At 69.8% G+C, this 21,196-nt stretch carries 13 protein-coding genes; 8 read left to right on the top strand and 5 right to left on the bottom strand.

Going from position 1 to position 21,196, the window contains the following annotated elements; translation table 11 throughout:
- Positions 1 to 10: 10 nt before the first annotated feature.
- The gene (locus K8638_RS05360) at positions 11 to 493 is read left to right on the top strand and encodes a hypothetical protein (protein ID WP_223753310.1); all 483 of its coding nucleotides are present in this window, start codon (positions 11 to 13) and stop codon (positions 491 to 493) included.
- A gap of 49 nt (positions 494 to 542) precedes the next feature.
- Here K8638_RS05360 and K8638_RS05355 read toward each other — a convergent pair whose 3' ends face one another.
- Together K8638_RS05355 and K8638_RS05350 are read right to left on the bottom strand one after the other, a co-directional pair.
- Entirely contained in the window at positions 543 to 6,590 is a 6,048-nt protein-coding gene (locus K8638_RS05355) for an alpha-2-macroglobulin (RefSeq protein WP_223753309.1), read from the bottom strand.
- 51 nt (positions 6,591 to 6,641) lie between these two features.
- A complete protein-coding gene (locus K8638_RS05350) occupies positions 6,642 to 7,280 on the bottom strand; it encodes an RlmE family RNA methyltransferase (RefSeq protein ID WP_223753308.1) in 639 nt (212 codons plus the stop codon).
- Positions 7,281 to 7,356: 76 nt separating this feature from the next.
- Between K8638_RS05350 and K8638_RS05345 the strand changes: the two genes are divergently transcribed.
- The 3 genes from K8638_RS05345 (at position 7,357) to K8638_RS05335 (ending at position 8,826) form a co-directional block, all read left to right on the top strand.
- Positions 7,357 to 7,776, top strand: coding sequence for a hypothetical protein (locus tag K8638_RS05345; protein WP_223753307.1), 420 nt, complete (start codon positions 7,357 to 7,359; stop codon positions 7,774 to 7,776).
- A 64-nt stretch (positions 7,777 to 7,840) separates the two neighbouring features.
- Positions 7,841 to 8,128, top strand: coding sequence for a hypothetical protein (locus K8638_RS05340; protein WP_223753306.1), 288 nt, complete (start codon positions 7,841 to 7,843; stop codon positions 8,126 to 8,128).
- A 59-nt stretch (positions 8,129 to 8,187) separates the two neighbouring features.
- Positions 8,188 to 8,826, top strand: coding sequence for a hypothetical protein (locus K8638_RS05335; protein ID WP_223753305.1), 639 nt, complete (start codon positions 8,188 to 8,190; stop codon positions 8,824 to 8,826).
- A gap of 84 nt (positions 8,827 to 8,910) precedes the next feature.
- On the opposite strand, the gene K8638_RS05330 is transcribed toward K8638_RS05335, so the two are convergent.
- Positions 8,911 to 9,408, bottom strand: coding sequence for a nucleic acid/nucleotide deaminase domain-containing protein (locus K8638_RS05330; protein ID WP_223753304.1), 498 nt, complete (start codon positions 9,406 to 9,408; stop codon positions 8,911 to 8,913).
- A gap of 172 nt (positions 9,409 to 9,580) precedes the next feature.
- Here K8638_RS05330 and K8638_RS05325 point away from each other — a divergent pair, with 172 nt between their 5' ends.
- Positions 9,581 to 13,084 (top strand): hypothetical protein, encoded by a 3,504-nt coding sequence (locus K8638_RS05325; RefSeq protein ID WP_223753303.1) that lies wholly within the window; start codon positions 9,581 to 9,583, stop codon positions 13,082 to 13,084.
- 68 nt (positions 13,085 to 13,152) lie between these two features.
- Here the strand turns inward: K8638_RS05325 and K8638_RS05320 are convergent, their stop codons facing one another.
- Both K8638_RS05320 and K8638_RS05315 read right to left on the bottom strand, forming a co-directional pair.
- The gene (locus K8638_RS05320) at positions 13,153 to 14,250 is read right to left on the bottom strand and encodes a M35 family metallo-endopeptidase (protein ID WP_223753302.1); all 1,098 of its coding nucleotides are present in this window, start codon (positions 14,248 to 14,250) and stop codon (positions 13,153 to 13,155) included.
- Positions 14,251 to 14,544: 294 nt separating this feature from the next.
- Positions 14,545 to 15,687 (bottom strand): acyl-CoA dehydrogenase family protein, encoded by a 1,143-nt coding sequence (locus tag K8638_RS05315; protein WP_223753301.1) that lies wholly within the window; start codon positions 15,685 to 15,687, stop codon positions 14,545 to 14,547.
- A 329-nt stretch (positions 15,688 to 16,016) separates the two neighbouring features.
- On the opposite strand from K8638_RS05315, the gene K8638_RS05310 reads away from it, so the two are divergent.
- Genes K8638_RS05310 through K8638_RS05300 form a run of 3 tightly spaced genes read left to right on the top strand, consistent with a single transcriptional unit; the run spans position 16,017 to position 20,845 of the window.
- Positions 16,017 to 17,108: an efflux RND transporter periplasmic adaptor subunit gene (locus K8638_RS05310; RefSeq protein ID WP_225937031.1), complete on the top strand. Its 1,092-nt coding sequence runs from the start codon at positions 16,017 to 16,019 to the stop codon at positions 17,106 to 17,108.
- A 36-nt stretch (positions 17,109 to 17,144) separates the two neighbouring features.
- Positions 17,145 to 20,291, top strand: coding sequence for an efflux RND transporter permease subunit (locus tag K8638_RS05305; RefSeq protein WP_223753299.1), 3,147 nt, complete (start codon positions 17,145 to 17,147; stop codon positions 20,289 to 20,291).
- Positions 20,291 to 20,845, top strand: a complete 555-nt coding sequence (locus tag K8638_RS05300; protein ID WP_223753298.1) for a MarR family winged helix-turn-helix transcriptional regulator — start codon at positions 20,291 to 20,293, stop codon at positions 20,843 to 20,845. The genes K8638_RS05305 and K8638_RS05300 overlap by 1 nt, the downstream gene beginning before the upstream one ends.
- The last annotated feature ends 351 nt before the right edge of the window (positions 20,846 to 21,196 follow it).

Genomic DNA, 21,196 nt, shown 5'->3' with positions numbered 1-21,196 from the left:
GAGTAGCTCCATGCTCAAGCTGCACCACATCATCCTGCTCATTTCGCTCGCCACGGACGGAGGGACTGCGACCGTTCCTTCCCTTCCCCCTCCTGCCAGCGATGCGGGGCAGCCCGTCTCTCCTGCTCCCCTCTCAACTCCCGACGCAGGAACGACCGAACCCCGATACGTGCTCGCGGAGGGCATTCGCTGGCCCACGGAACTGACACCGATGGCCACGCTGGATGGCCCCGCCATCATCGCGGCACATGCCGCGTTGCAACGAGTCCTGGCGGGACTGCCGAAGGAGTACGCGGGAACCTGCTCCTATTCGGCAAAGGCCATGGAGGTCGTCGTCGGCCAGGACTCGGGATTGTATTTCGTCCGTATCCACCGCCGCCCGGACAGGTGCGGACGCATCGCTCCGGGCGTCAATGCCACGCTCGACTGGCTCGAGCTATACGCCGTTACGGCAGAGGGGAAAGTCCTGGCCCGCTTCCCCTACCATCCATAGGCCCGGACCCGCGCGCGCTCGCGAGCCCCGGCCTCCGCGCCCTACCCCGCTACTTCGCCGGTCCCACCGTGAGCACCGCGCCGGTGGAGTACGCGGTGAACTCGGGGGCGTACATGGACTGCACGGTGGCGGGGCCCACGCGGAAGGTGCCCGCCATGTTGGCGCGCAGCCGGTACTTGAAGGTGTACTCACCCGCCGGCAGCCACTCGAAGAAGAAGTTGGTGCCCGAGTCGCGCGTCTCCTCGTACCAGACGATGCCCAGGTCCCACTTGTGGCGGGACTGCACGTTCTCCGGCTCCAGGCCCGCCGCACGCGGGTCCCTCAGGTGGACGTACTCCGCCGCGTGCTTCGTGCGCAGCGAAAGCTGCACCTCCACCTCGTCACCCGGCCGCAGCACCGCGCCCTCCGCCAGCGGCTGCAGCACCGCCTCGCGGCCCTCGCGCTCGCGCCGGAAGTAGCGCCGCGACACCTGGAAGAAGTCCCCGCGCTCCTCCTCCGGCAGCTTCTCCGTGGAGAAGTGCCACGTCGCCGAGGCGAAGGCGAAGCCCGGCGTCGTCTTCTCCACCACCACCGAGCTCATGGTCGCCGGGTTCAGCTCCGGCCCGGGCACCACCACCTGGTTCTTCTTCCCCGTGTACTCGTCCGGAGAGAACTCCATCTGGACCACGCGCGGGCCCACCGTCACCTTCGCGTCCTCGCGCACGCCCAGCGCCCCCTCCGACTGGAGGTACTTCACCAGCGCGTACAGCGCCTCCGCCGTGGCCCGCGTGGACTTCCAGTGGTTGAGCTTCTTGTCCAACAGCAGCCACTGCACCAGCCCCTCGCGCCGGGGGTCCTTCGGCTTCAGCTCCGTCAGCGTGCGCAGCGCGAAGGCGTGTGTCTCCGTGGTGTCGTTGTACCAGAGCCAGCTCCGGTCCTCGGGCGCCCAGTACGTGCCCAGCTCCTCGCTCGTCTTCGCGGAGTCCATGACGCTCTCCCAGACGCGCTCCGCGTCCGCGCCCCGGCCCGCGCGCTTGAGCGTCAGCGCCAGGTAGCCCTTCAGGTACGGCGAGTGCTTCTTCCAGTGCTTGTAGCTGAAGGCCAGCATGCGCTCGCGCTCGGCGGCGGTGAGCGCCTCCCCGGTGTAGCGCTCACTCGGGTACGTGGAGGCCACGTAGTTGAGGAAGGTGATGAACTCCCACCCCTCGTTCTTCTTCATCGCCTTCGCCAGGTACTCGTCGCGCACGTGCCGGGCCACGTAACTCCACGCGTTGCGCGTCATCTCCGGGGGCACCTCCACGCCGTACTCCATGGCGCGCGACAGCCCGTGGAGGATGTAGAGCGTCATGTACGGCGACGGCGGGCCGCCCGGCCACCAGGGGAAGCCGCCGCTGGAGGTCTGCGCCTTGCGCAGCTTCGCCATGGACGCCGTGCGCTCGGCGCTGGCCACCTTCGGGTCCAGCACCCGGACCAGGGACTCCTCCCCCGCGGGCCCACCCTTGGCCATCTCCAGCCATGGCGTCTCCTCCAGCGCCATCTTCCGGTTCGGGTCCACCGCGTCCCACGTCTCGAAGCGCGTGGGGCGCTCGCTCAGCTTCTTCGCCATCTTCGCCACCTCGGGGTACTGGCCGTAGAGGCTGGCGAGGATGCCGGCGGAGACGAAGCGGTTGAGCGTCTGCTCCGTGCACTCGTAGGGGTAGTCCATCAGGTACGGCAGCGCCTGGAGCGCCGCGTAGAAGAGCTGCGCATCCACCGTGACGACGAGCTGCTCGTTCACCCGCGTCGGGTCTCCCCCGGCGCGCAGGTCCTCGAAGGTCATCGTCTTCGACGCCTTGCCCTTCAGCGTGACGAAGCGCGACTGCGCCAGGTGCATGCGGCCGGGCAGCACCGGCAACGGGCGCAGCTCGCCGTCACTGAGGTTGCCCGCGCGCGCCTCCACGCGGAAGGCCACCGCCCCCACCTTCGTGGGCGTGGTGAGCGGGAAGCGCAGGTGCGTGCCCTTGCCCGGCGCCACGTTGAAGGACTGGGACGCGCCCTTCACGCCGAAGTCCGCCAGCAGGCTCTTCTGGGACTGCGCGTCCACGATGTCCAGCGTGAGCGCCCCTTGCAGCGGGCGCTCCGCCGCGTTGTTCACCACCACCTCCAGCACCGCCTGGTCCCCCTCGCGCAGGAAGCGCGGCACGTACGGCCGCACCATCAGCTCCTTCACGCTGCGGGTGGTGCGCTGCACCGAGCCGCCCTTCAGGTCGCGAGTGAGCGCGTGCACCCACACGCTCCAGGCCGTGACGGAATCCGGCACCGTGAACTCCAGCGTCGCGGAGCCATCCGCCCCGGTGAGGAGCTGCGGAATCCAGAACGCCGTCTCCGCGAAGTTGGAGCGCAGCGCCTGCGCCGGCGCGGCCTGCCCCGCCTGCGCGTTAGCGACGGTGGCATCCGCCATCGCCTGCTGCTTCACCTCCTTCGTCGCCTCGCCCGGGGGCGCGGGAGGAGGAGGCGGCGCGGCATCGGCCTCGGCCGACTCCATGGGCGCGGGAGCCATCGGCGCGGCCCTCGAAGCGCGAGACACCGCCCCGCCCGCGTAGCCGCGCATGCGCCGGCGGCCGGGACCGCCCAGGCCGTAGCCCTCCTCGAAGCGCAGGCTGTCCGGCACGGGCGGCTCCCAGCTCCGCACCTCGCCGAAGCCCTCGTTGACGAGCCACTGGGCCATCGCCGCGCCCACCGAGGCGCGCTGGTCCACGGCCGTCATGCGCCGCGGGTAGAGGGTGGCCACGCTCGGCGGCGTGTGCTTCGCGAACAAATCCAACGACTGGTCATACATGTACGCGAGCAACTCCGCGGCGCCCGCCTCCACCTTCGCCCCCTTCGGCCCGCGCACCGTCACGCGCCACGTCTCCTTCGCGCCGGGGCGCAGCTTGTCGCGGAAGGTGGCGAACTCCAGGCTCAGCTCCTTGTCGTCCCAGGGGACGAACACGGGCGCGGAGAAGCGCAGGAACTGCCAGTCACGCACCCCCACCAGCACCGCCGTGAAGCCGCCGCGCAGGTCCTCCGTCACCGGCACCTCCACCACCGCCGGGGCCTTCCCGCCCACCAGCGCCCGCCGCAGCACGCGCCGCTCGCCCTGGTACACGTCCAGCACCAGCGGCTGGCCCTCGAAGCCGGAGAAGGCCAGCAGCCGCGCCACCTCGCCCACGCGCACCGTCTCCCGCTCCAGCACCAGCGAGGCCGGCAGCTCGATGGGCGCGGACGCACCGGCCACCAGAATCTCCCGCGTCACGGTGAACGTCTGGCCGAAGGCGTCCTTCGTCTCGTAGTGCAGCCGGTACGCGCCGGCCTTCAGCGCGGGCAGCTTCACCCGGGCGAGGCCCTCCGCGTCGTGCCGCACCTCGCCCTTCGCCTGCTCGGCGCCGTCCTGCCAGCGGGCCAGGGCGACCTGGGGCGTGTACTCCGTCACCCAGCGCGGCTGGAGCGCGTCGCCCGGCGTGGGCGTGCGCACCGCCTCCGGGTCCACCTCCACCGCCGGAGGCACGACGACGGGCTCTTCCGCGGGCAGCAGCGGCTGAGTGGGCTGCTTCAGCGCCACCAGCCTCCAGCGCCCCGGGCCGGGCTGCGGCACGCCGTCCAGGGTGGAGCGCACCAGCCGCACCTCGGCCGCCACGCCCTCGCGGAAGAAGCCCTCGTCCGCGTCCACGCGCCCCTCCACCGCGACGAAGCCCAGCCGGAAGCTGCGTTCCGCCGAGCGCGTCTCGCCGCCCTCGTCCGTCGCGTCCGCCTCGACGCGGTAGCGCCAGGTGAGCCCCGGCGTGCGCGCGGAGCGCTCATCCACCTCCGGAGTGAAGGAGATTGCGAAGGTACCGTCCTCGGCCAGCGAGGACGAGCCGGACGCCACCACCTGCCGCTTCACGGGCATGGAGGACTCGTCCCACCACCACCACCAGGGCAGCACCGGCTCGCGGAAGGCCCGCCAGCGCACCGTGCCGGCCGCGACCGGCAGCCCGAAGTAGTAGCGCGCCTCGCCCTTGAAGGTGGCCGGCCGGTTGAGGCGCAGCGGCGCCTCCGGGTCCTTCAGCGTCACCTCGAAGGTGGGCCGCTTGTACTCCTCCACGCGGATGCTCGCGGCGCCGCCCGACTCCACCTGCACGGACCACCCGCCCAGCACGCGGCCGGTGGGGATGGTGAATTCCCCCGCCGCCGAGCCGAACCCGTTGGTGCGCACCTCGCGCTTCTCCACCACCTGCCGGTTGGGGTCCATCAGCGACACCACGAGCCGCTCTTCCGGCAGCGTCCGGTAGCGCGCCTGGTCGCCGCGCCCGCGGAAGGCCACCACCTTCCAGAGCACCTTCTGAAGCGGCCGGTACACGGAGCGGTCGGTGAAGACGAGCGACGCGGTGTGCTCGGTGGGCTCCGGGCGCGGGTAGAACGAGAAGCCGCTGGGGTGCAGCAGCGTCTCCTTCCCCTTCCCGGCCACCAGCAGGTAGCTGCGGTAGCTCTCCCCCCGAGGCGCGGTGAACGTCACTTCACCCTGGGGGTCGGTGGTGGCGCGGGCCACCTCGCGGAAGCCGCTGTTGTAGTCCGCGAGGATGAGCCGCACCGGCACCTCTGACACGGGCTGGCCGGAGTCGCCCCGCACCACCCGCGCCTCCACCGCGCTGCCGGCCGCGTTGCGCGTGACGACCACCCACGGCGACACCGTCATGAACACCGCCTGCACGCGGTTGTCCGCGCCGCCGAAGTCCTCGCGAGCGGAGGCGGCGATGATGTACGTGCCGGGCTGCTCCAGCGGCGGCGTGACGAAGGTGCGGTGCTCGCGGAGGTCCTGCGCCGGCGGGAGCTGGACGCTCCACGAGGCCACCGGCTTCTGGCCCTGGATGATGCGCAGCACCGCGTCGCCGTAGGGCAGCAGGTTGTAGTCGTCCACCCGCGACAGCCGCTTCTCCAGGTCGAAGGCGTAGGCGCGGAAGTGGAGGGCCGTCATGTTGAGGTGGGTCACCTCGACGGAGCGCCGCTTCGGCCCATCCGACTGCATGGACGCGATCCGGAAGTCCTGCCGCTGCAGCGAGCTCACCAGGGAGATGCACCGCCGCGAGCCCTCCGACTTCGGGTACGCCTCCGCGCACGCCTTCGCCAGCTCGAGCGCGCGAACCGCGTGGTCCGCGGTGATTTCCATCTCCGCGAGCTGCGCCTGCCCCATGCCCCACCAGGGCACGTCACGGAAGGCCTTGAGGTGCGCGGAGAGGTGCTCGCGGAGGCGGGCCCGGTCGTCCTTCTCGGAGAAGTGCGAGTGCAGCACCTCGTAGCGCTTCAGCCGCGCCTCCAGCGCCGCCTCGCGCCGGCCCGCGGCGCGGTGCCATGCCTCCAAATCCCCCAGCACCGCGGCCACCTTCACCAGCGGATGGACGTTGGGGTCCGTCAGCGCCACCGTGGGCGTCCCCTCCATCAGCGAGCGGAGGTCCAGGCGGTACACCTCGTTGGCGTGCTCCGGCCGCCAGTGGGAGCTGTCCGCCAGCAGGTTGACGAACAGGTACGAGACGGCGTCGCGCAGCGTGGACCGGATGCCCTGCGGGTACGTGTTGGGCTCGAGGTACTCGGCGAGCGCCTTCACCGGCTCGGCGCCGAGCGCCTCCCGCTGCTTCCACACGTCCTCGTAGGCGCGCTGCGCCTCGGTGAGGATCTGCTCGTACGTCCACGACTTGAGGTCCACCGGGCCGGTGGAGGCCACCGCCTCGCGCTTGCGCACCTCCCAGCCGTACGCCTGCGCGTAGGTGACGAGCGAGTGCGCGTAGAAGAGGTTCAGCGTCGCGCGGTGCAGCGCGCCCTTGGGCCAGGGCTGCTCGCGCAGGAAGCGCACCGCCGTCTCATAGCCGTGCAGCGCGGTGCGCAGTTGCACCGTGCGCACCAGGGCCCGCGTCCACTCCGCCTCGTCACCGCGGCCCTTCGCCCGCTCCAGGCGGGCCTCGGCGGCCTGCGCGGCGGCCTCCACCTTCTGTTCCTCCACCAGCGCGTCGATGGCCTTCCACGACGGCGGGGCCTTGCCCTGTCCCAGCGCGGGCGAGGCGGTCAGCAGCAGGGACAGCAGCAACAGGGCGGCGGAGGGTGGGCGAATCCACGAGGTCCGGTGCATAGGGTCGGCACTCTAGACACAGCCGGCCGCCGAAGCGTTCCACAATGGACGTCAGGGGGCCTCGGGAGGGGGCGCCTTGCGGCGAAGCCCCACCAGGTAGACCTCCATGCTCGCGCCGCGCGTGGCCTCCGGGCGGACCACCTTCACCTCCTCGAAGAGGGCGCGCACCTGGTTGCGGAAGTCCTCGAAGTCTCCGCCCATGAACACCTTGGCCACGAAGGACGAGCCGGACCGCCCCCGCGTGGCGGCGATTTCCAGCGCCTTGCCGGCGAGCCGCAGGCTGCGGGCCTCGTCCGTCGCCTTGATGCCGCTCGTCTTCGGCGCCATGTCGGAGATGACGGCGTCGAAGGGGCCGTCGTACAGCTCCGCCAGCTTCCTGTCGAAGTCGTCCGCGAGCACGTCCAGCACCACTGTCTGCACGTGTCGCTGCGTGAAGGGACGGATGGGGACGATGTCCACACCAATCACCCGGCCGCCCGTGCCCACCGCGTCCGCGAGTATCTGGAGGAAGCCCCCGGGGGCCGCCCCCAGGTCGAGCACCACATGGCCCTTCTTCACCATGGGGAAGCGCTTGATGAGCTCGTCGACCTTGAACGCTGAGCGGGCGCGCAGCCCCTCTTGCTTGGCTTTCTGGAAATAGTGGTCTTTAGGACGGTAGGGCTTGCCCATGTCGGAGGGGGTCCCTACCATCCGCTACTGTCTTCGGGAAGCCGGAGCGGTCGCGGGTGTCCAGGCCCGCGCAGTGGGCGAGCCGGAGGAAGTGGGAATGGGCACCCGGAGCGTGACGGTGGCGTTGTGCATCTCCCTGATTTCCGCGGGGACGGCGGGCTATTGCTACACGCGCGCGGACGCCCTTCAGGTGCAGGGCCAGTGGCTGATGGAGCGGGGCACCGCCCAGGCCGAGGAGTACGCCAACAAGCTGGACGGCACGGCCGCGGACGCGCAGCTCAAGTCCTTCGCGGAGCGCCGGGCGGTGCTGGAGCGGGCCCACCGGTGGCAGCGCGGCATGATGCTCGGTGTGCTGGCGGCGGTGCTGGCCGCGGTGTCCGCGTACATGTTGTTCCTGCTCAAGCGCCTGGATGACCAGCTGGTGGACGCCATGGGCGACCTGCGCCCGTCGGCCCCGCCGCCGGAGCCTGTCTCCTCGGAGCGCACTCCGGCGCTCGTCTCCAGCGCGCAGCGCTGAAGGCTCGCCGTACTCGAGGGCGCGCTGGCAGAATGGAGGTCCCTGCCCTTTTCCGGAGGTGGCCATGCCCGGCTGTGCGCATTGTGGACGCCCGCTCGACATCATCGCCAACCAGGTGGGACGGCGCGACGCCTGTCCCGGCTGTGGCGAGGACGTGCGCTCGTGCCGCAACTGCCGGCACTTCGACCCGGGCGTGGCCAAGGAGTGCAAGGAGCCCTTCGCGGAGGTGCCGAAGGACAAGGACAGCGCCAACTTCTGCGAGCTGTTCCAGATTGGCGAGGGTGGCCTCCACGCGAAGGAGAGCCGCGACGCGCTGCTGAACGCCGCGGAGGCGCTGTTCCGGAAGAAGTGAGCACCGCGGCCCCTGGGGACGGGTTCCGGCGCGTCCCCCCCTGGCCCACCTTGGGCGCCATGGCGGACGAGACGAAATCCCGGGAGCCGGCCTACTGGCAGGACCTGCTGGCCACCTTCCTGCTCTCGCTGGCGGCCGTCGGCTCGGCCTACAGCGCCTGGCAGTCCTCACGCTGGGGGGGTGTGCAGGCGTATCACTACGCCAGCGCGTCCGCCTCGCGCGTCGAGGCGGTTCGCGCCTTCAGCAACGCCAACGTCCAGATGTCGTATGACGCCAGCACCTTCGTCCAGCTCGTGCTCGCCGGCCTCCAGGGAGAGCAGCGTACCGCCCGGCTGGTGGGCGAGCGCTTCCTGCGCGAGGAGTTCCGGCCCGTCGCACTGGAGTGGGCGGCGATGAAGCCGCTGGAGAACCCCGGCGCGCCCCCCAACCCCTTCGAGATGAAGTCCTATACCAACGCACAGTTCCAGGAGGGCCTCCGGCTGGAGCGGCTCGCCGCACAGCAGCTTGACGAGGCCCGGCGCGCGAATCAGCACGCGGACGACTACATCCTCACCGCCGTCTTCTTCGCCCTGGGCCTCTTCTTCGGGGGACTCGCCACCAAGCTGCGCGACCAGCGGCTCATCACGGTGCTGCTCACCCTCGGAGTGCTGGGAAGCCTGCTGGGACTGCGCTACCTGTTCGTCCTCCCGTTCCACTGAGGGCGGGCCCTCCAGGGACACGTCAGGGACGGGGGAATCGCCGCCCCGCTCCGCGCGCTCAGCGCACCGCCCGACCGCCGGGCGTCAGAAGTTCTTCGCTTCCTTCTTGAGCTGCTCGATGGAGTCGGCGCGGGTGCTCTTGCTCGTCGTGTCTCCGCCCGCCGGGTATGGGAACGAGTAATAGACGGGCGTCTGGGCGCCGTGCTCACCGTGGGTGGTCAGGAAGTCCTCCATGGCCTGCCGGCAATTGCGCATGCCGCTCCCCGTGCCACAGCACTGCAGCTCCGTATAGACAAACTCCACCGTCTTGTTCGGCGCCTCCAGGGCAAAGCAGTCCATCAGCACCTGCTCCGCATGTTTGGCGTACCCCAGCCCGACACCGCCCACCATGGAGGACTCGCTCATCTGCGCCATCCAGGTCCCGTCGGTGAACTTGAAGTAGGCCACGCACCTGCCTCCCATGGACATCTTGCCGAACAGGCTGGGAAAGCTGGCGAGCTGCTCGCGGTAGCTCTTCGCGGGCTCCGCGTTCGAGTGGCTGTACGCGACCTGGATTTCGTTGAGGGCCATGGGCGTCAGCATATTGAACGAAGGCACCCTGCGTACAGCCGGCGGCCGTCCGCGAGCCGTGAGTCAAAACGGCCCCGTGAACACTCTCAAAATCCGATTCATCGCAATTCATTGGCAATCAGCAAGGGGTTGACTCTCCGTATGTCAGCATGACTACACCTGCGCGATGCCCTTGAAACATCGCTTGATACATCCCGCCTTCCGCTGTCGCCTGTCGTCACTCGTGCTGCTGCTGTCCGTGGCCGCCGCATGCCGCCCTCAGCCGTCCGAGCCGGAGCCCGCTCCCGGACCGGAGTCCCCTGGAACGTCGCAAGCCGCACTCGATACACCGACGCGCTTCGACGAGGTCGCGATGGTGGGCACGGTGCCGTGCTCCTACGACTACTCCACCGTCGACAATTGCTACAACGAGCTGAACCCGGAGCGCCCCAGCATCTTCCGTGAGCTGTCCCCGGCGTACCGCCCCTATCGCGCGTCCGGCCAGCCCATGTCGCTGAAGCCCGCGACGCTCACCGGGGTGATGCAGCCCTTCCCGCCCTTCGAGTACGGCGGCAGCTGGAGTTCGCAGCCGCAGTACGCGGACGCGGCCACGGCCCAGCAGGTGCTGCCCGCCAACCGCGGCTCCAATGACGGGCGCCTCTTCGTGCGCGGTGGCTGCCGCGGCTGCGCCGAGGGCTCCACCCTGTTCACCTTCCGCCCGGAGCTGCTGGGGCAGGACTTCCGCTACGACTTCGCGACGAAGGGCACCCGGTGGGTGCAGCCGCCTTCCGCGATGGGCCTGCACCCGCTCATCTATTTCAACCCCATGGCCACCCTGCTGCCGGCGAGCAACAACGGCGACTTCCCGGACGCGCTCCACTCGACGATGTGCGAGGACTCGGTGGCCTCGTACAACGCCCTGGGCCATGGACGGAACCCGGTGGCCTGCACGGCGCGCTACGACGTGGGCTACCCGCTGGTATCGGGTGACTGCTACGACGTCTCCCTCGTCTACGGCCTGAAGGCGGCCTCGACGAACCGCTGGGAGCTGCGCTCGGTACACCTGACCGTCTTCGTCCGCGCGCCCAAGTCCGTGACCGCGGGGGACATCGTGGCGCCGGGCGGCGTGAGCAACTGGGGGCTCTGGGTCTACCCGCGCAACCCCGAGGGCGAGGTGAAGTCCCTGCCGACGTGGGAGCTGCCGCCCTTCAAGCCCTTCAACGTGCACGAAACGCCGTGGAACGACATGAGCGGCGGCTCGACGTGGACGTACCCCGGCACGCAGAACATCAACTGGCGGAACCTCTTCACCAACCACGCCAGCTTCAAGTGCTACACGGCGACGACCGTCCTCGGGAAGACGAGCTACGTGCGGGACACCTCGCCGGCGGCGCCGAAGTGGTGCCAGTTCTTCGACCGGCAGACCTACACCGCGTCCTTCAAGGTGGAGGATGACGAGGACGCCAACCCGGACGACGGAGGCACCTGGAACGGCGTGAGCGCCTGGCCGGCGCCGGGCGGGCAGGAGCGGCCCTATGCCCTCTTCGAGCCCGCGACCAGCGGCGACGGGCGCCTGCTCGTCATCAACATGGACGGGCTCTACTACGCGTACTCGTCCGAGGCCTGCCGCGCCGCCGGCTGGTCGCACTTCCGCCCCATCAGCATGATGCCCATGGACCCGGCGGTGAACACCCGCTACGAGCTCGCGAAGTCGCAGGTCATCAACGGGACGCCGTATCCGTTCCGGGACTCCATGGGGAACTCCATCCCGTTCGGCGTGCGCAACCCGTGGGCGTACCCATGGCTGGACCGCGAGGGGAAGAACCTCTTCTTCGCCGCGAAGAACAACCCGCATGACGGCTACTACGCGCGCAAGGTGGTGGGCGAGAACCTCTACGACGGCACCTCGTACACGGACACCGCGGCCGGTGCGCCGGCCAATGACACGGACCGCGCGCGCTTCAACCCGGACCGGGCGCCCGCGCAGGCCGTCAGCGTGCTGGGCGCGTGGACCCACGGCAAGGCGGTCATCCTCGACAACGGCCTGAGCATCACCGACCTGGGCGGCCTCAGCGGGGACTCCTACAAGCGGACGTATGACCTGCGCCTCTACGCGGGCGCGGACCTGCCGGTGGCGCCCACGGGCAGCTCGCAGATCTTCTCCTTCGAGAACCAGCTCAACCACTTCGACGCGATGCGGCCCACCCTGCCCTTCGACGTGGTGTGGAACGTCCAGTCCAACACGCAGCGCAACTCGCAGGTGGCCTTCGACGACTACCTGAACAAGCGGGCCTTCGTCGTCTCGCACATGAACGCGCCCATCCGCATGGACGTGTCGCCCCACGGCGCGCAGCGCGCGGAGACCTTCCCGCAGGACGGCTTCACGCCCACGCGCGACGTCTGGGCCTACGTGCGGGGCGGCGGCGTGGCGGACTTCCGCTTCACGCGCAACCCGCGGGTGCAGAACGCGGCCACCGGCTGCTCGCTGTTCGGCACGGATGGGCCCGAGGCCCCCGGCTCGCTGCGGCTGCGCGGCGGCGCGCGCATCGAGCCCGTGGCGCTGGGCGGCGTGAGCGGCAAGGGCGTGTGGCTGGACGGCCTCAACGACTTCATGGACCTGGGCTATCCGGTGGCGGCCTCGCAGCGCGACTGGCTGCTGGGCATCTGGCTGGACTCGAGGCAGGACGCCATGCTGAAGCCGGGGGCGACGGTGGCCCGGAGCCTGCCGCGCACCATCTTCTTCTTCTCGGACAACTCGTGGGTGGGGCTCGTCCGGGGGAAGGACTCCTCGGGCGCGGCGTGGCACGAGCTGGTCCTCTACAACGGCGCCACGGGCGCCAGTCAGAGCGTGAACCTGGGCGCGCTGGTGGAGCCGGGCCGCTACTTCCACCTGAGCCTGAAGATCTTCGTGGAGAACAACCAGCGCAAGGTGTCCGTCTTCATCAACGGCACGCATGTGTCCACGAGCACCGTGGCCTCGTCCGACGCCGGGTTCGACCCGATGTGGAACTCGATGAACGGTTGGACGTGGATGACGGTGAGCGACCCGGGGCCGTCCACCTTCGTCCCCTCGCAGACGCGCCGGCCGTTCTACGGCTGGGTGGACGAGCTGCGAATCTACGCGCTGGCCCCGGGGGACGCGCACCACCCGTGGACGGACGAGCTCGTGTGCAACCAGGCGCTCGGGACGCTGGTGGATATCGGCCCGAAGGCCAACGAGGTCTCCCACCCGGCGCTCACCGCCCTGCGCGCCGCCGCGAACCGGAGCCCCGTCTACAGGACCCAGGTCTGCGAGCAGATGCGGCTGGGCACCTACTCGGACCCGGCGGACTACCCGGCGCAGTACGGGGAGCACCTGTGCATCGACCGGGTGCACAAGAATCCGCACCTGGAGCCGACGCTCGCCTCCCGGTGCCTGCGCGCGTCGAAGCTGCAGCTCCCGGTGCTCCAGGCGAACCCGCCGCGCCCGGACACGAGCGGCAACGCGTTCTGCCTCTCCTGCCACACGGGCACGGCGCCCCTGCCGGGCCTGAAGCTGGGCGCGCTCACCGCGGGCAGCGGGCCTCGCTACCAGGACCCGAGGCGCCAGCCCATGAACGTGCCGGCGGTGATGGGCGGAGTCGTCCCCCCGTGGCTGACCACGGGCATCAACCAGGCTGACGGCACCCGGACACTGGACCCGTACTTCGACCACTTCCGAGCGCCCTGACGCCGGCGACGAAAAAGGGGACGGGAGCACCGCGCTCCCGTCCCCGCGTTTCACCTCAAGCCGTCAGCTCACTGCAGGAACGGCGTGTTCTCCGCGAAGTACTCGTGGTTGTCCGCGTTCCCCAGCGCCTGGGTGGGGTTGGAGATGGCCAGCGACTTCGCGCCGCTCTGGCCGTAGACGTAGTCGTCCGTGCCCGCCACCGCGTTGAAGTGGCTCAGCTCGTGGATGAGCGTGCCGCCCTTGGAGTCGGTGCCCGTCAGCGGCGCGGACCAGAACGCCTTGCACACGTAGATCTTGTACGGCTGCGCCGGGTACACGTAGGCGTAGTAGGTCTTCTTGCAGCCGCAGTCGATGGTGATGGGCTTGGTGTCGAGCGCGTCCTTGATGGCCACGAAGTGCGTCTTCGCCGTGTTCCACCCGCTCGACGAGAAGGCGCCGAACCACGTGGTGTAGCGCGGCGTGCCCGACGCCGTGCCGTTCAGGTAGGTCACCGAGTCGTTCGCCATGGTGCTGGCGGCGTTCAGCGCCTGCAGCGCGGTGGCCTGCTGCGTGCTGTCGCACTTGCTGTACGTCACCGCGCCCAGCGAGACGGTGCTCCCCGGCGCCGCGGCGGCCTCGCGGAGGACGCTCTCGCGGCCCTCCACCCACAGCTCCACGGCGTCGGAGCGGAACGCCGCCACCGCGCCGCCGTGCAGCTCCGCCGCGTAGCTCACGCGGTAGCTGCCCGTGCGGGACAGGTCATAGAAGTCCGACAGCGCCACCGTGCGGGTGAGGCTCTCGCCGGGGGCCAGGGTGAGGTAGTCGCCCGCCGTGGGCGCCGGGCGCTTGTAGTGCGGCCCCAGGAACTCCACCGCCTGGCCGTCCACCGTGACGTCGAACAGCGCCTCCTCCACGTCCTCCGCCGGCGTGTGCCACTTGAGCAGGCGCGCCGCGCGGCTCCCGTTGTTGCGCAGGGTGACGGTGACCATCACGTCCTCGCGGGCGCTGAGCGCCGCCTTCGGCACCGACAGGCTCACGGAGATGTCGGCCGCCTCGGCCGCCACGTCCACCTGCGGCTCCCCTCCCGGCTGCGCGGAGTCCTCGGGCGCCGCGCAGGCGCCCAGCAGGGATGCGCCGACCAGCCACCCGGCCAGCCAACGGGAGGAACCACGGGGATGCTTGCTCATATGGGGGCTTCCTTGTGTGAGGAGGAGGCCCGGTCGCGTCGGGGTCGCGCCCGGGGCTGGCCTCCTACAGCAAGGCTCGCGCCAACTTCAGACCTGTGAGGGAACGCGGGGTTGGCGAGGCCGGCCCCCCACACTGGAGCATCCGTGCTCCAGGCCGACCGCAAAGGAATCTTGCAATTTCACGAGCGGCGCGGCGAATCCCCAGCCGCATTGGGCGTTTGCCGCGAGGCGCGGGTGACCTGAAACAGGGCAGGTCCCCGCCCCACGAATGCAACCCACCGGGCTCCCGGCGGCTCAGAAGCCGTAGAGCTTGGAGAGGATCTCCTTCATCACCTCGGAGGTGCCGCCGCCGATGGTGATGAGGCGCACGTCCCGCCACATGCGGGCGATGGGCGTCTCCTCGACGTAGCCCATGCCGCCGAAGAACTGCTGGCAGTCGTAGGCCACGCGCTGGGCCAGGTCTCCGGCGAACAGCTTCGCCATGGAGATCTCCTTCACCGCGGGGACCTCCTTCCGGTCGAACACGTCCACCGCGTGGTAGGTGAGCCGCTTGGCTGCTTCAATCCCCGTCAGGTGCTCCACGAACTTGTGGCGCCACACCTGGAACTTCAGCAGCGGCCGGCCGAACGCCTCGCGCTCGTTGCCGTAGCGGATGGAGTCCTCCACCATGCGCTCCATGCCGGCCACGGTGGTGATGGCCCCCACCAGGCGCTCGCCCTGGAAGTTGGTCATGATGGAGTAGAAGCCCTCGTTCTCCTCGCCCAGCACGTAGCGGGCGGGGATGCGGCAGTCCTCGAAGTAGAGGACGGCCGTGTCCGAGGACAGGTTGCCCACCTTGTCCAGCTTCTTGGAGACGCTGAAGCCCTTCACGTCCGTGGGGAACGTCACCAGGGAGATGCCGCCGTAGCCCTCCCCGCCCGTGCGCACCGCCAGGGTGATGAAGTCCGCCCGGGTGCCGTTGGTAATCCACATCTTCGAGCCGTTGATGACGTAGTCATCCCCGTCCCGGCGCGCCGTCGTCTTGATGCTGGCCACGTCCGAGCCGCAGCCCGGCTCGCTCACGCCCAGCGCGGCGATCTTCTCGCCCTTGAGCGCCGGCTCGAGGAACTCGCGCTTCTGCTCGTCCGTTCCAATCTCGTTGATGATGGGCGTGGCCATCTGGCTCTGCACCAGCAGCGCCATGTTGACGCCCGCGTTGTAGCTGCGGCTCAGCTCCTCCGCGAAGGCCGTCACGTACCAGTAGTCCAGCCCGCTGCCGCCGTACTTCGGGTCGTGGTTGATGCCCAGGAAGCCCAGCTCACCGCACTTCTTGAACAGCTCGCGGGGAAAGATGCCCGCCCGGTCCCACTCCAGGCCGTAAGGCGCCATCTCCTTCTCGACGAAAGCTCGCACCGTCTTGCGGAAGGCCTCGTGTTCCTCGGTGAACGGATTGGGCATGCGCGCTCCTCGACTGGGGAAAGAATTGATTTTCGAATCAATAACAGGCGCTCCCGGAGGCCACAAGCGCCGGGGATGTCGCCCCCGGCGGGACGGCCCCCTCTGGAAATCCCCCTCTCGCGAGCCGTGCACTCTCCCCTGCCAGCCGTGCCGCCGGGCGTTAAACACCCCCCGGTGCAAGATAGTCCGTGTTACGGAGTATCTTCTTGACAGACAGTAGAGAGCCTGTAGTTTCCGTGGCGCAGACTTTCCAAGCAGAAGCCGGCGCGACCCACCCCCAGGGCCGGGGATCGCGAGCTGGCAGGAGCAGGACGACCGTGATTCGACGCATGTGGATGGCCGCGGTGGTGGCGACGGTGGTGGTGACGGGGTGCGGCAAGGGCAGTGACAAGCCGGCCCTCCCGGCGGTGGCGGAGCAGGGCTCCTCGGCGATGGGAGTGAAGGCCATTGCCCCCGCGACGGAGCTGAACGCCAACATCACCCGCGTGACGGGCTCGGTCCGCTCCAAGCAGGAGGCGACGCTGAGCGCCCAGGCCACCGGCACCATCGCGAAGATGAACGTGAAGGTGGGCGACAAGGTGAAGAAGGGCCAGGCGCTGGCGGTGCTGGACACCTCCAACGTCTCCATCGGCGTGGCGCAGGCGCGGGCGGTGAAGGACGCGGCGGACGCGGCGCTGCAGCTCGCCACGTCCAACCTGGAGCGCGTCCGCAAGGTGGCGGACGCGGGCGGCGTGGCCGCGGCCGGCCTGGAGCAGGCGGAAATCGCCCAGAAGCAGGCGGCCGCCCAGGCGGCCCAGGCCGGCGCCGCGCTGCGCATGGCGGAGGAGAACCTGCGAGACATGGCCATCCTCGCCCCGTTCGACGGCGTCATCACCGCGCGCATGAAGAGCATCGGCGACACGGTGGCGATGATGCCGCCCACGCCCGTCTTCTCCCTCGTGGACACGACGGGCCTGGAGGTCCGGGCGCTGGTGCCGGAGTCCGTGGTGGACCGGGTGAAGCCGGGCACCCGCACGCACGGCACGGTGAGCCCCAGCGGCATGCGCTTCGAGGTGAAGGTGGCCACGGTGGGCGCGGTGGTGGACACCACCAACCGCACCGTGGAGGTGCTGGCGGACGTGGTGGGCGAGACGGCCTCGCCGCTGCGCCCCGGCTCCCTGGTGGAGCTGGACTTCTCCGCCGCGGCGAGTGAGGCGGACGACAAGGGCCTCTTCCTCCCGGCGCAGGCGGTCAGCGCCAACGGCCAGCAGGGCTTCGTGTGGGTGGTGCAGGACGGCACGGTGCGCAAGCGCGACGTGCGCGTCGAGCGCGTGCTGCCCGGTTACGTCCGTGTCCTCCAGGGACTCGCCGCCGAGGAGAAGGTGCTCGCCGACGCGTCCCTGAACGTCAAGGAGGGCACGGCCGTCCGCGTGGTCCAGTGACGCCTGCCCTCCCCTCTTGAAATTGGGAGCTCCTGAATGAGCCCGCTGAAGACCTTCATTTCCCGGCCCATCTTCACCGCCATGCTGATGCTGGCGGTGGTGGTGTTCGGCCTCAACGCCTATCCGCGCATCGGCGTGGACCAGTTCCCCGACGTGGACTTCCCCGTCGTCACGGTGACGACGGTGCTCCCGGGCGCCGACCCGGAGTCCATCGAGAAGAACGTCTCCGACCCGCTGGAGGAGGCGCTCAACACGCTCAACGGCGTGGAGCAGCTGCGCTCCGTCAACGTGGAGAACGTGTCGCAGGTCATCGTCCGCTTCACCCTGGACACCAAGGTGGACGTGGCCGCGCAGGACGTGAGAGACCGCGTGCAGGCCACCCTGAGCAAGCTGCCGGCGGAGATTGAGACGCCGGTGGTGGAGAAGTTCGACATCGGCGCGGCGCCCATCATGACGCTGTCCCTGTCCGGCTCGCTGCCCATCGAGGAGCTGACGCGCACGGCCGAGGACCTCGTGAAGCCCGCGCTGCAGCGCCAGGCGGGCGTGGGCAGCGTCGACGTGGTGGGTGGCCGCGAGCGGGAGATCCAGCTCGTGGTGGACCCGGAGCGGCTGCGTGGCTTCGGGCTGGCCATCAGCGACGTGAGCCAGGCGGTGAGGGCCCAGAACCTGGACGTGCCGGGTGGCCGCACGATGGACAGCGGCCGCGAGCGCGTGGTGCGCCTCACCTCCGAGGTGAAGAGCGTGGAGGAGCTGCGCAACCTCATCATCACCAGCCCCAACGGCGCCCCGGTGCGCGTGCGCGACGTGGCGGACGTGGTGGACGGCCCGGAGGAGGCGCGCTCGGCCGCGAAGTTCGGCGCCCGCAACGCGGTGGCGCTCGTGGTGAAGAAGCAGTCCGGCGCCAACACCGTGCAGGTGGCGGAGCTCGTGAAGGAGTCGCTGGGCGAGCTGAACAGCCAGCTGCCCGAGGGCGCCAAGGTGGAGCAGGTCACGGACAACTCGCGGTTCATCCGCTCGTCCATCAACGCGGTGAAGTTCGACCTGGTGCTCGGCGGCGTGCTCGCGGTGCTCATCGTGCTGGTGTTCCTGCGCAACCTGAACTCCACGCTGGTGGCGGCCATCGCCCTGCCGGTGTCGGTGATTGGCACGTTCGCGGTGATGGCGGCGCTGGGCTTCACCTTCAACATGATCACGATGCTGGCGCTGACGCTGTCCATCGGCCTGCTCATCGACGACGCCATCGTGGTCATCGAGAACATCGTCCGTCACCTGGAAGAGGGACAGACGCCCATGCAGGCGGCGATGGAGGGCGCCGGCCAGATTGCCCTGGCGGTGCTCGCGGTGACGCTGGCCATCGTGGCGGTGTTCATCCCCGTGGCCTTCATGGACGGCATGATGGGCAAGTTCTTCTACCAGTTCGGCGTCACGGTGGCCGTGGCGGTGATGATCTCCTACGCCGTGTCCATGACGCTCACGCCGATGCTGTCCTCGCGCATGCTGCGCCACCACGGCGCGCCCACGGGCGTGTCCGCGAAGGTGGAGAAGGTGCTGGTGGCCACGGAGAGCGGCTACCGCAAGATTCTCGCGGGCATCCTCAAGCGCCGCGCGCTGACGCTGGTGGTGGCGGTGGGCGTGCTGTTCGCCACGTTCGGCCTGGCGCGCTTCCTGAAGTTCACCTTCATCCCCGAGCAGGACAACGGCAACATCAAGCTGGCGGTGGAGCTGCCCATCGGCTCGACGCTGCTGGAGACGCAGGCGGAGCTGGACGCGCTGTCCGCGCAGGTCGGCGCGCTGCCCGGCATCGCCTCCACCTTCTCCACGACCGGTGGCGGCGTGCAGGAGGAGGTCCACAAGGGTGAGATCATCGTCAACCTGGTGCCGCTGAAGGAGCGCGGCTTCGGCCAGGGCCAGCTGAAGACCTACCTGCGCAACACCATCCACCCGCGGCCGGGCGTCAACGTCACGGTGCAGGACATCTCTCCGGTGTCGGGTGGCGGCTCGCGCACGCAGGCGGTGCAGTTCAACCTGCGCGGCGACAACTGGCAGGAGCTGATTACGTCCGCGGAGAAGGTGCGCCAGGCGATGCTGCAGAACCCGGGCCTGGTGGACGTGGACCTCACGTACCGCTCCGGCAAGCCGCAGTACGACGTGCAGGTGGACCGCGAGCGCGCGGCCCAGCTGGGCGTGCCGGCGGCGTCGCTGGGCACCACGCTGCGCGCCTTCCTGGGCCGCGACAAGTTCGCGGACTACCGCGAGGGCGGCGAGACGTACGAGGTGAAGCTGCGGCTGCCGGAGGCCACGCTGGCGTCCGCGGACGCGCTGGGCAAGCTCACCGTGCGCGCGCCGAGCGGACAGCTGGTGGAGCTGCGCAACCTGGCGAAGATCACCCCGGCGGACGGCCCGGTGCAGATCGACCGCGAGTCCCAGAAGCGGCAGATCACCCTGCTGGCCAACCTCAACAGCGGCTACGCGCTGAGCGAGGCGGTCAACTTCCTCAACGGCTACGCGGCGAAGGAGCTGCCCAAGACGGTCATCTACGACTTCGAGGGTAACGCGAAGGAGATGGGCAAGTCGGTGGCGGCGTTCGGTTCCGCGCTGCTCTTGGGCATCATCCTCATCTACATGATTCTCGCGGCGCAGTTCGAGAGCCTCATCCACCCGTTCACCATCATGATGTCGCTGCCCTTCGCGCTCATCGGCGCCATCGGCGCGCTGCTCATCACCGGCCAGGCCATGTCGATGTTCGCCCTCATCGGCATCATCATGCTCATGGGTCTGGTGGTGAAGAACGGCATCCTCCTGGTGGACTTCACCCTGCAGCTGCGCGAGCAGGGGAAGACGGCCACGGAGGCGCTGCTGGAGGCGGCTCCCATCCGTCTGCGGCCCATCCTGATGACCACCATCGCGATGATCGCCGGCATGGTGCCGGTGGCGATTGCCCGCGGCGACGGCGCGGAGACGCGCGCGCCCATGGCCATCACCATCATCGGCGGCCTCATCACCTCCACGTTCCTCACGCTGGCGGTGGTGCCGGTGGTGTACTCGCTGATGGACCAGCTCTCCGAGAAGTTCAAGCGCCGCAAGGGTCCGGGCGTGGCGCCGGGCATGGGTACGCCGCACGCGGTGGGCCCGCACGGTGAGCCCCAGCCGGTGGCCGCGGCCGCCCGGGTGGAGACGGCCTGATGCGGCGGCCGGACGACAGACCGGCTCCGGGCGCGCGGCTGCTCGCCGTCGACACCGACGGCGAGCAGGAGCAGGACCTCGGCGAGGAACTGGAGGGAGACGCGTCCACTCCCGAGTCCCGGCGGCTGCACGAGCTGATCATCCAGCTCGGGCGGTACCGCTCGCTGAGGGACCCGCTCCACAGCATCTGCGAGGACCACCAGCTCACCCCCACCCAGGTCCACGCGCTGATGTGGCTGGGGAACGATGGCCCCTCCCACGTGGGAGCGCTGGCCCAGCGCATCGGCATCACGAAGAAGACCATCACCGGCGTGGTGGACCGGCTGGAGCACATGAAGCTGGTGGAGCGCACGAGGGACGCCGAGGACCGGCGCGCCGTCATCGCCCGCCTCACCAACCAGGGCGCGGCGCTGTACGACCGCCTCAACCGCAGCGTGAACCACGCCATGGGGCAGATGCTGGCGTTGATGGAGCCCGAGGACCGGGAGGCCCTGTTCGGCCTGATGGAGCGGTTGCTGAAGCGGCTCGCCAGCCGCGCGCAGCAGACGGTGTGAGAGGATGAGGCCACGCGCCGGCCGGGTGTTCCGCCGGCGCGTGTGCTCCTTCCCGCCGCTCATGCGCCTTGCCGCCTCTCTCCTCGTTGGATTCGTTGCCTCGGTCGCGCCGAATGCCGCCGCTCATGGCGCACTCGGAGGCGCGTCCGGGGTAGCTCCGGCTGCCGCGAGGCCCCTGCCCTCCGCCTCCGTGGCGCCTCCCTCCCCCGTCGCGGCACGCTCCGGCCCACGCATGCGCCGGGCGGTGGCTCCGCCTCGGACGCCCGTCAGCGCTCCTCCTACGAGCGCGCCCTCGCTGCTGGCCCTCCAGTGCCGCGCCTGGGCCGCGGAGCCTCACAGTCCCTGGGCACT

It is taken from the genome of Myxococcus sp. RHSTA-1-4 (assembly GCF_020037125.1).
GTDB lineage: Bacteria > Myxococcota > Myxococcia > Myxococcales > Myxococcaceae > Myxococcus.
The sequence above is the reverse complement of the archived record's forward strand: the minus strand, read 5'-3'. Positions and strand labels throughout refer to the sequence as shown.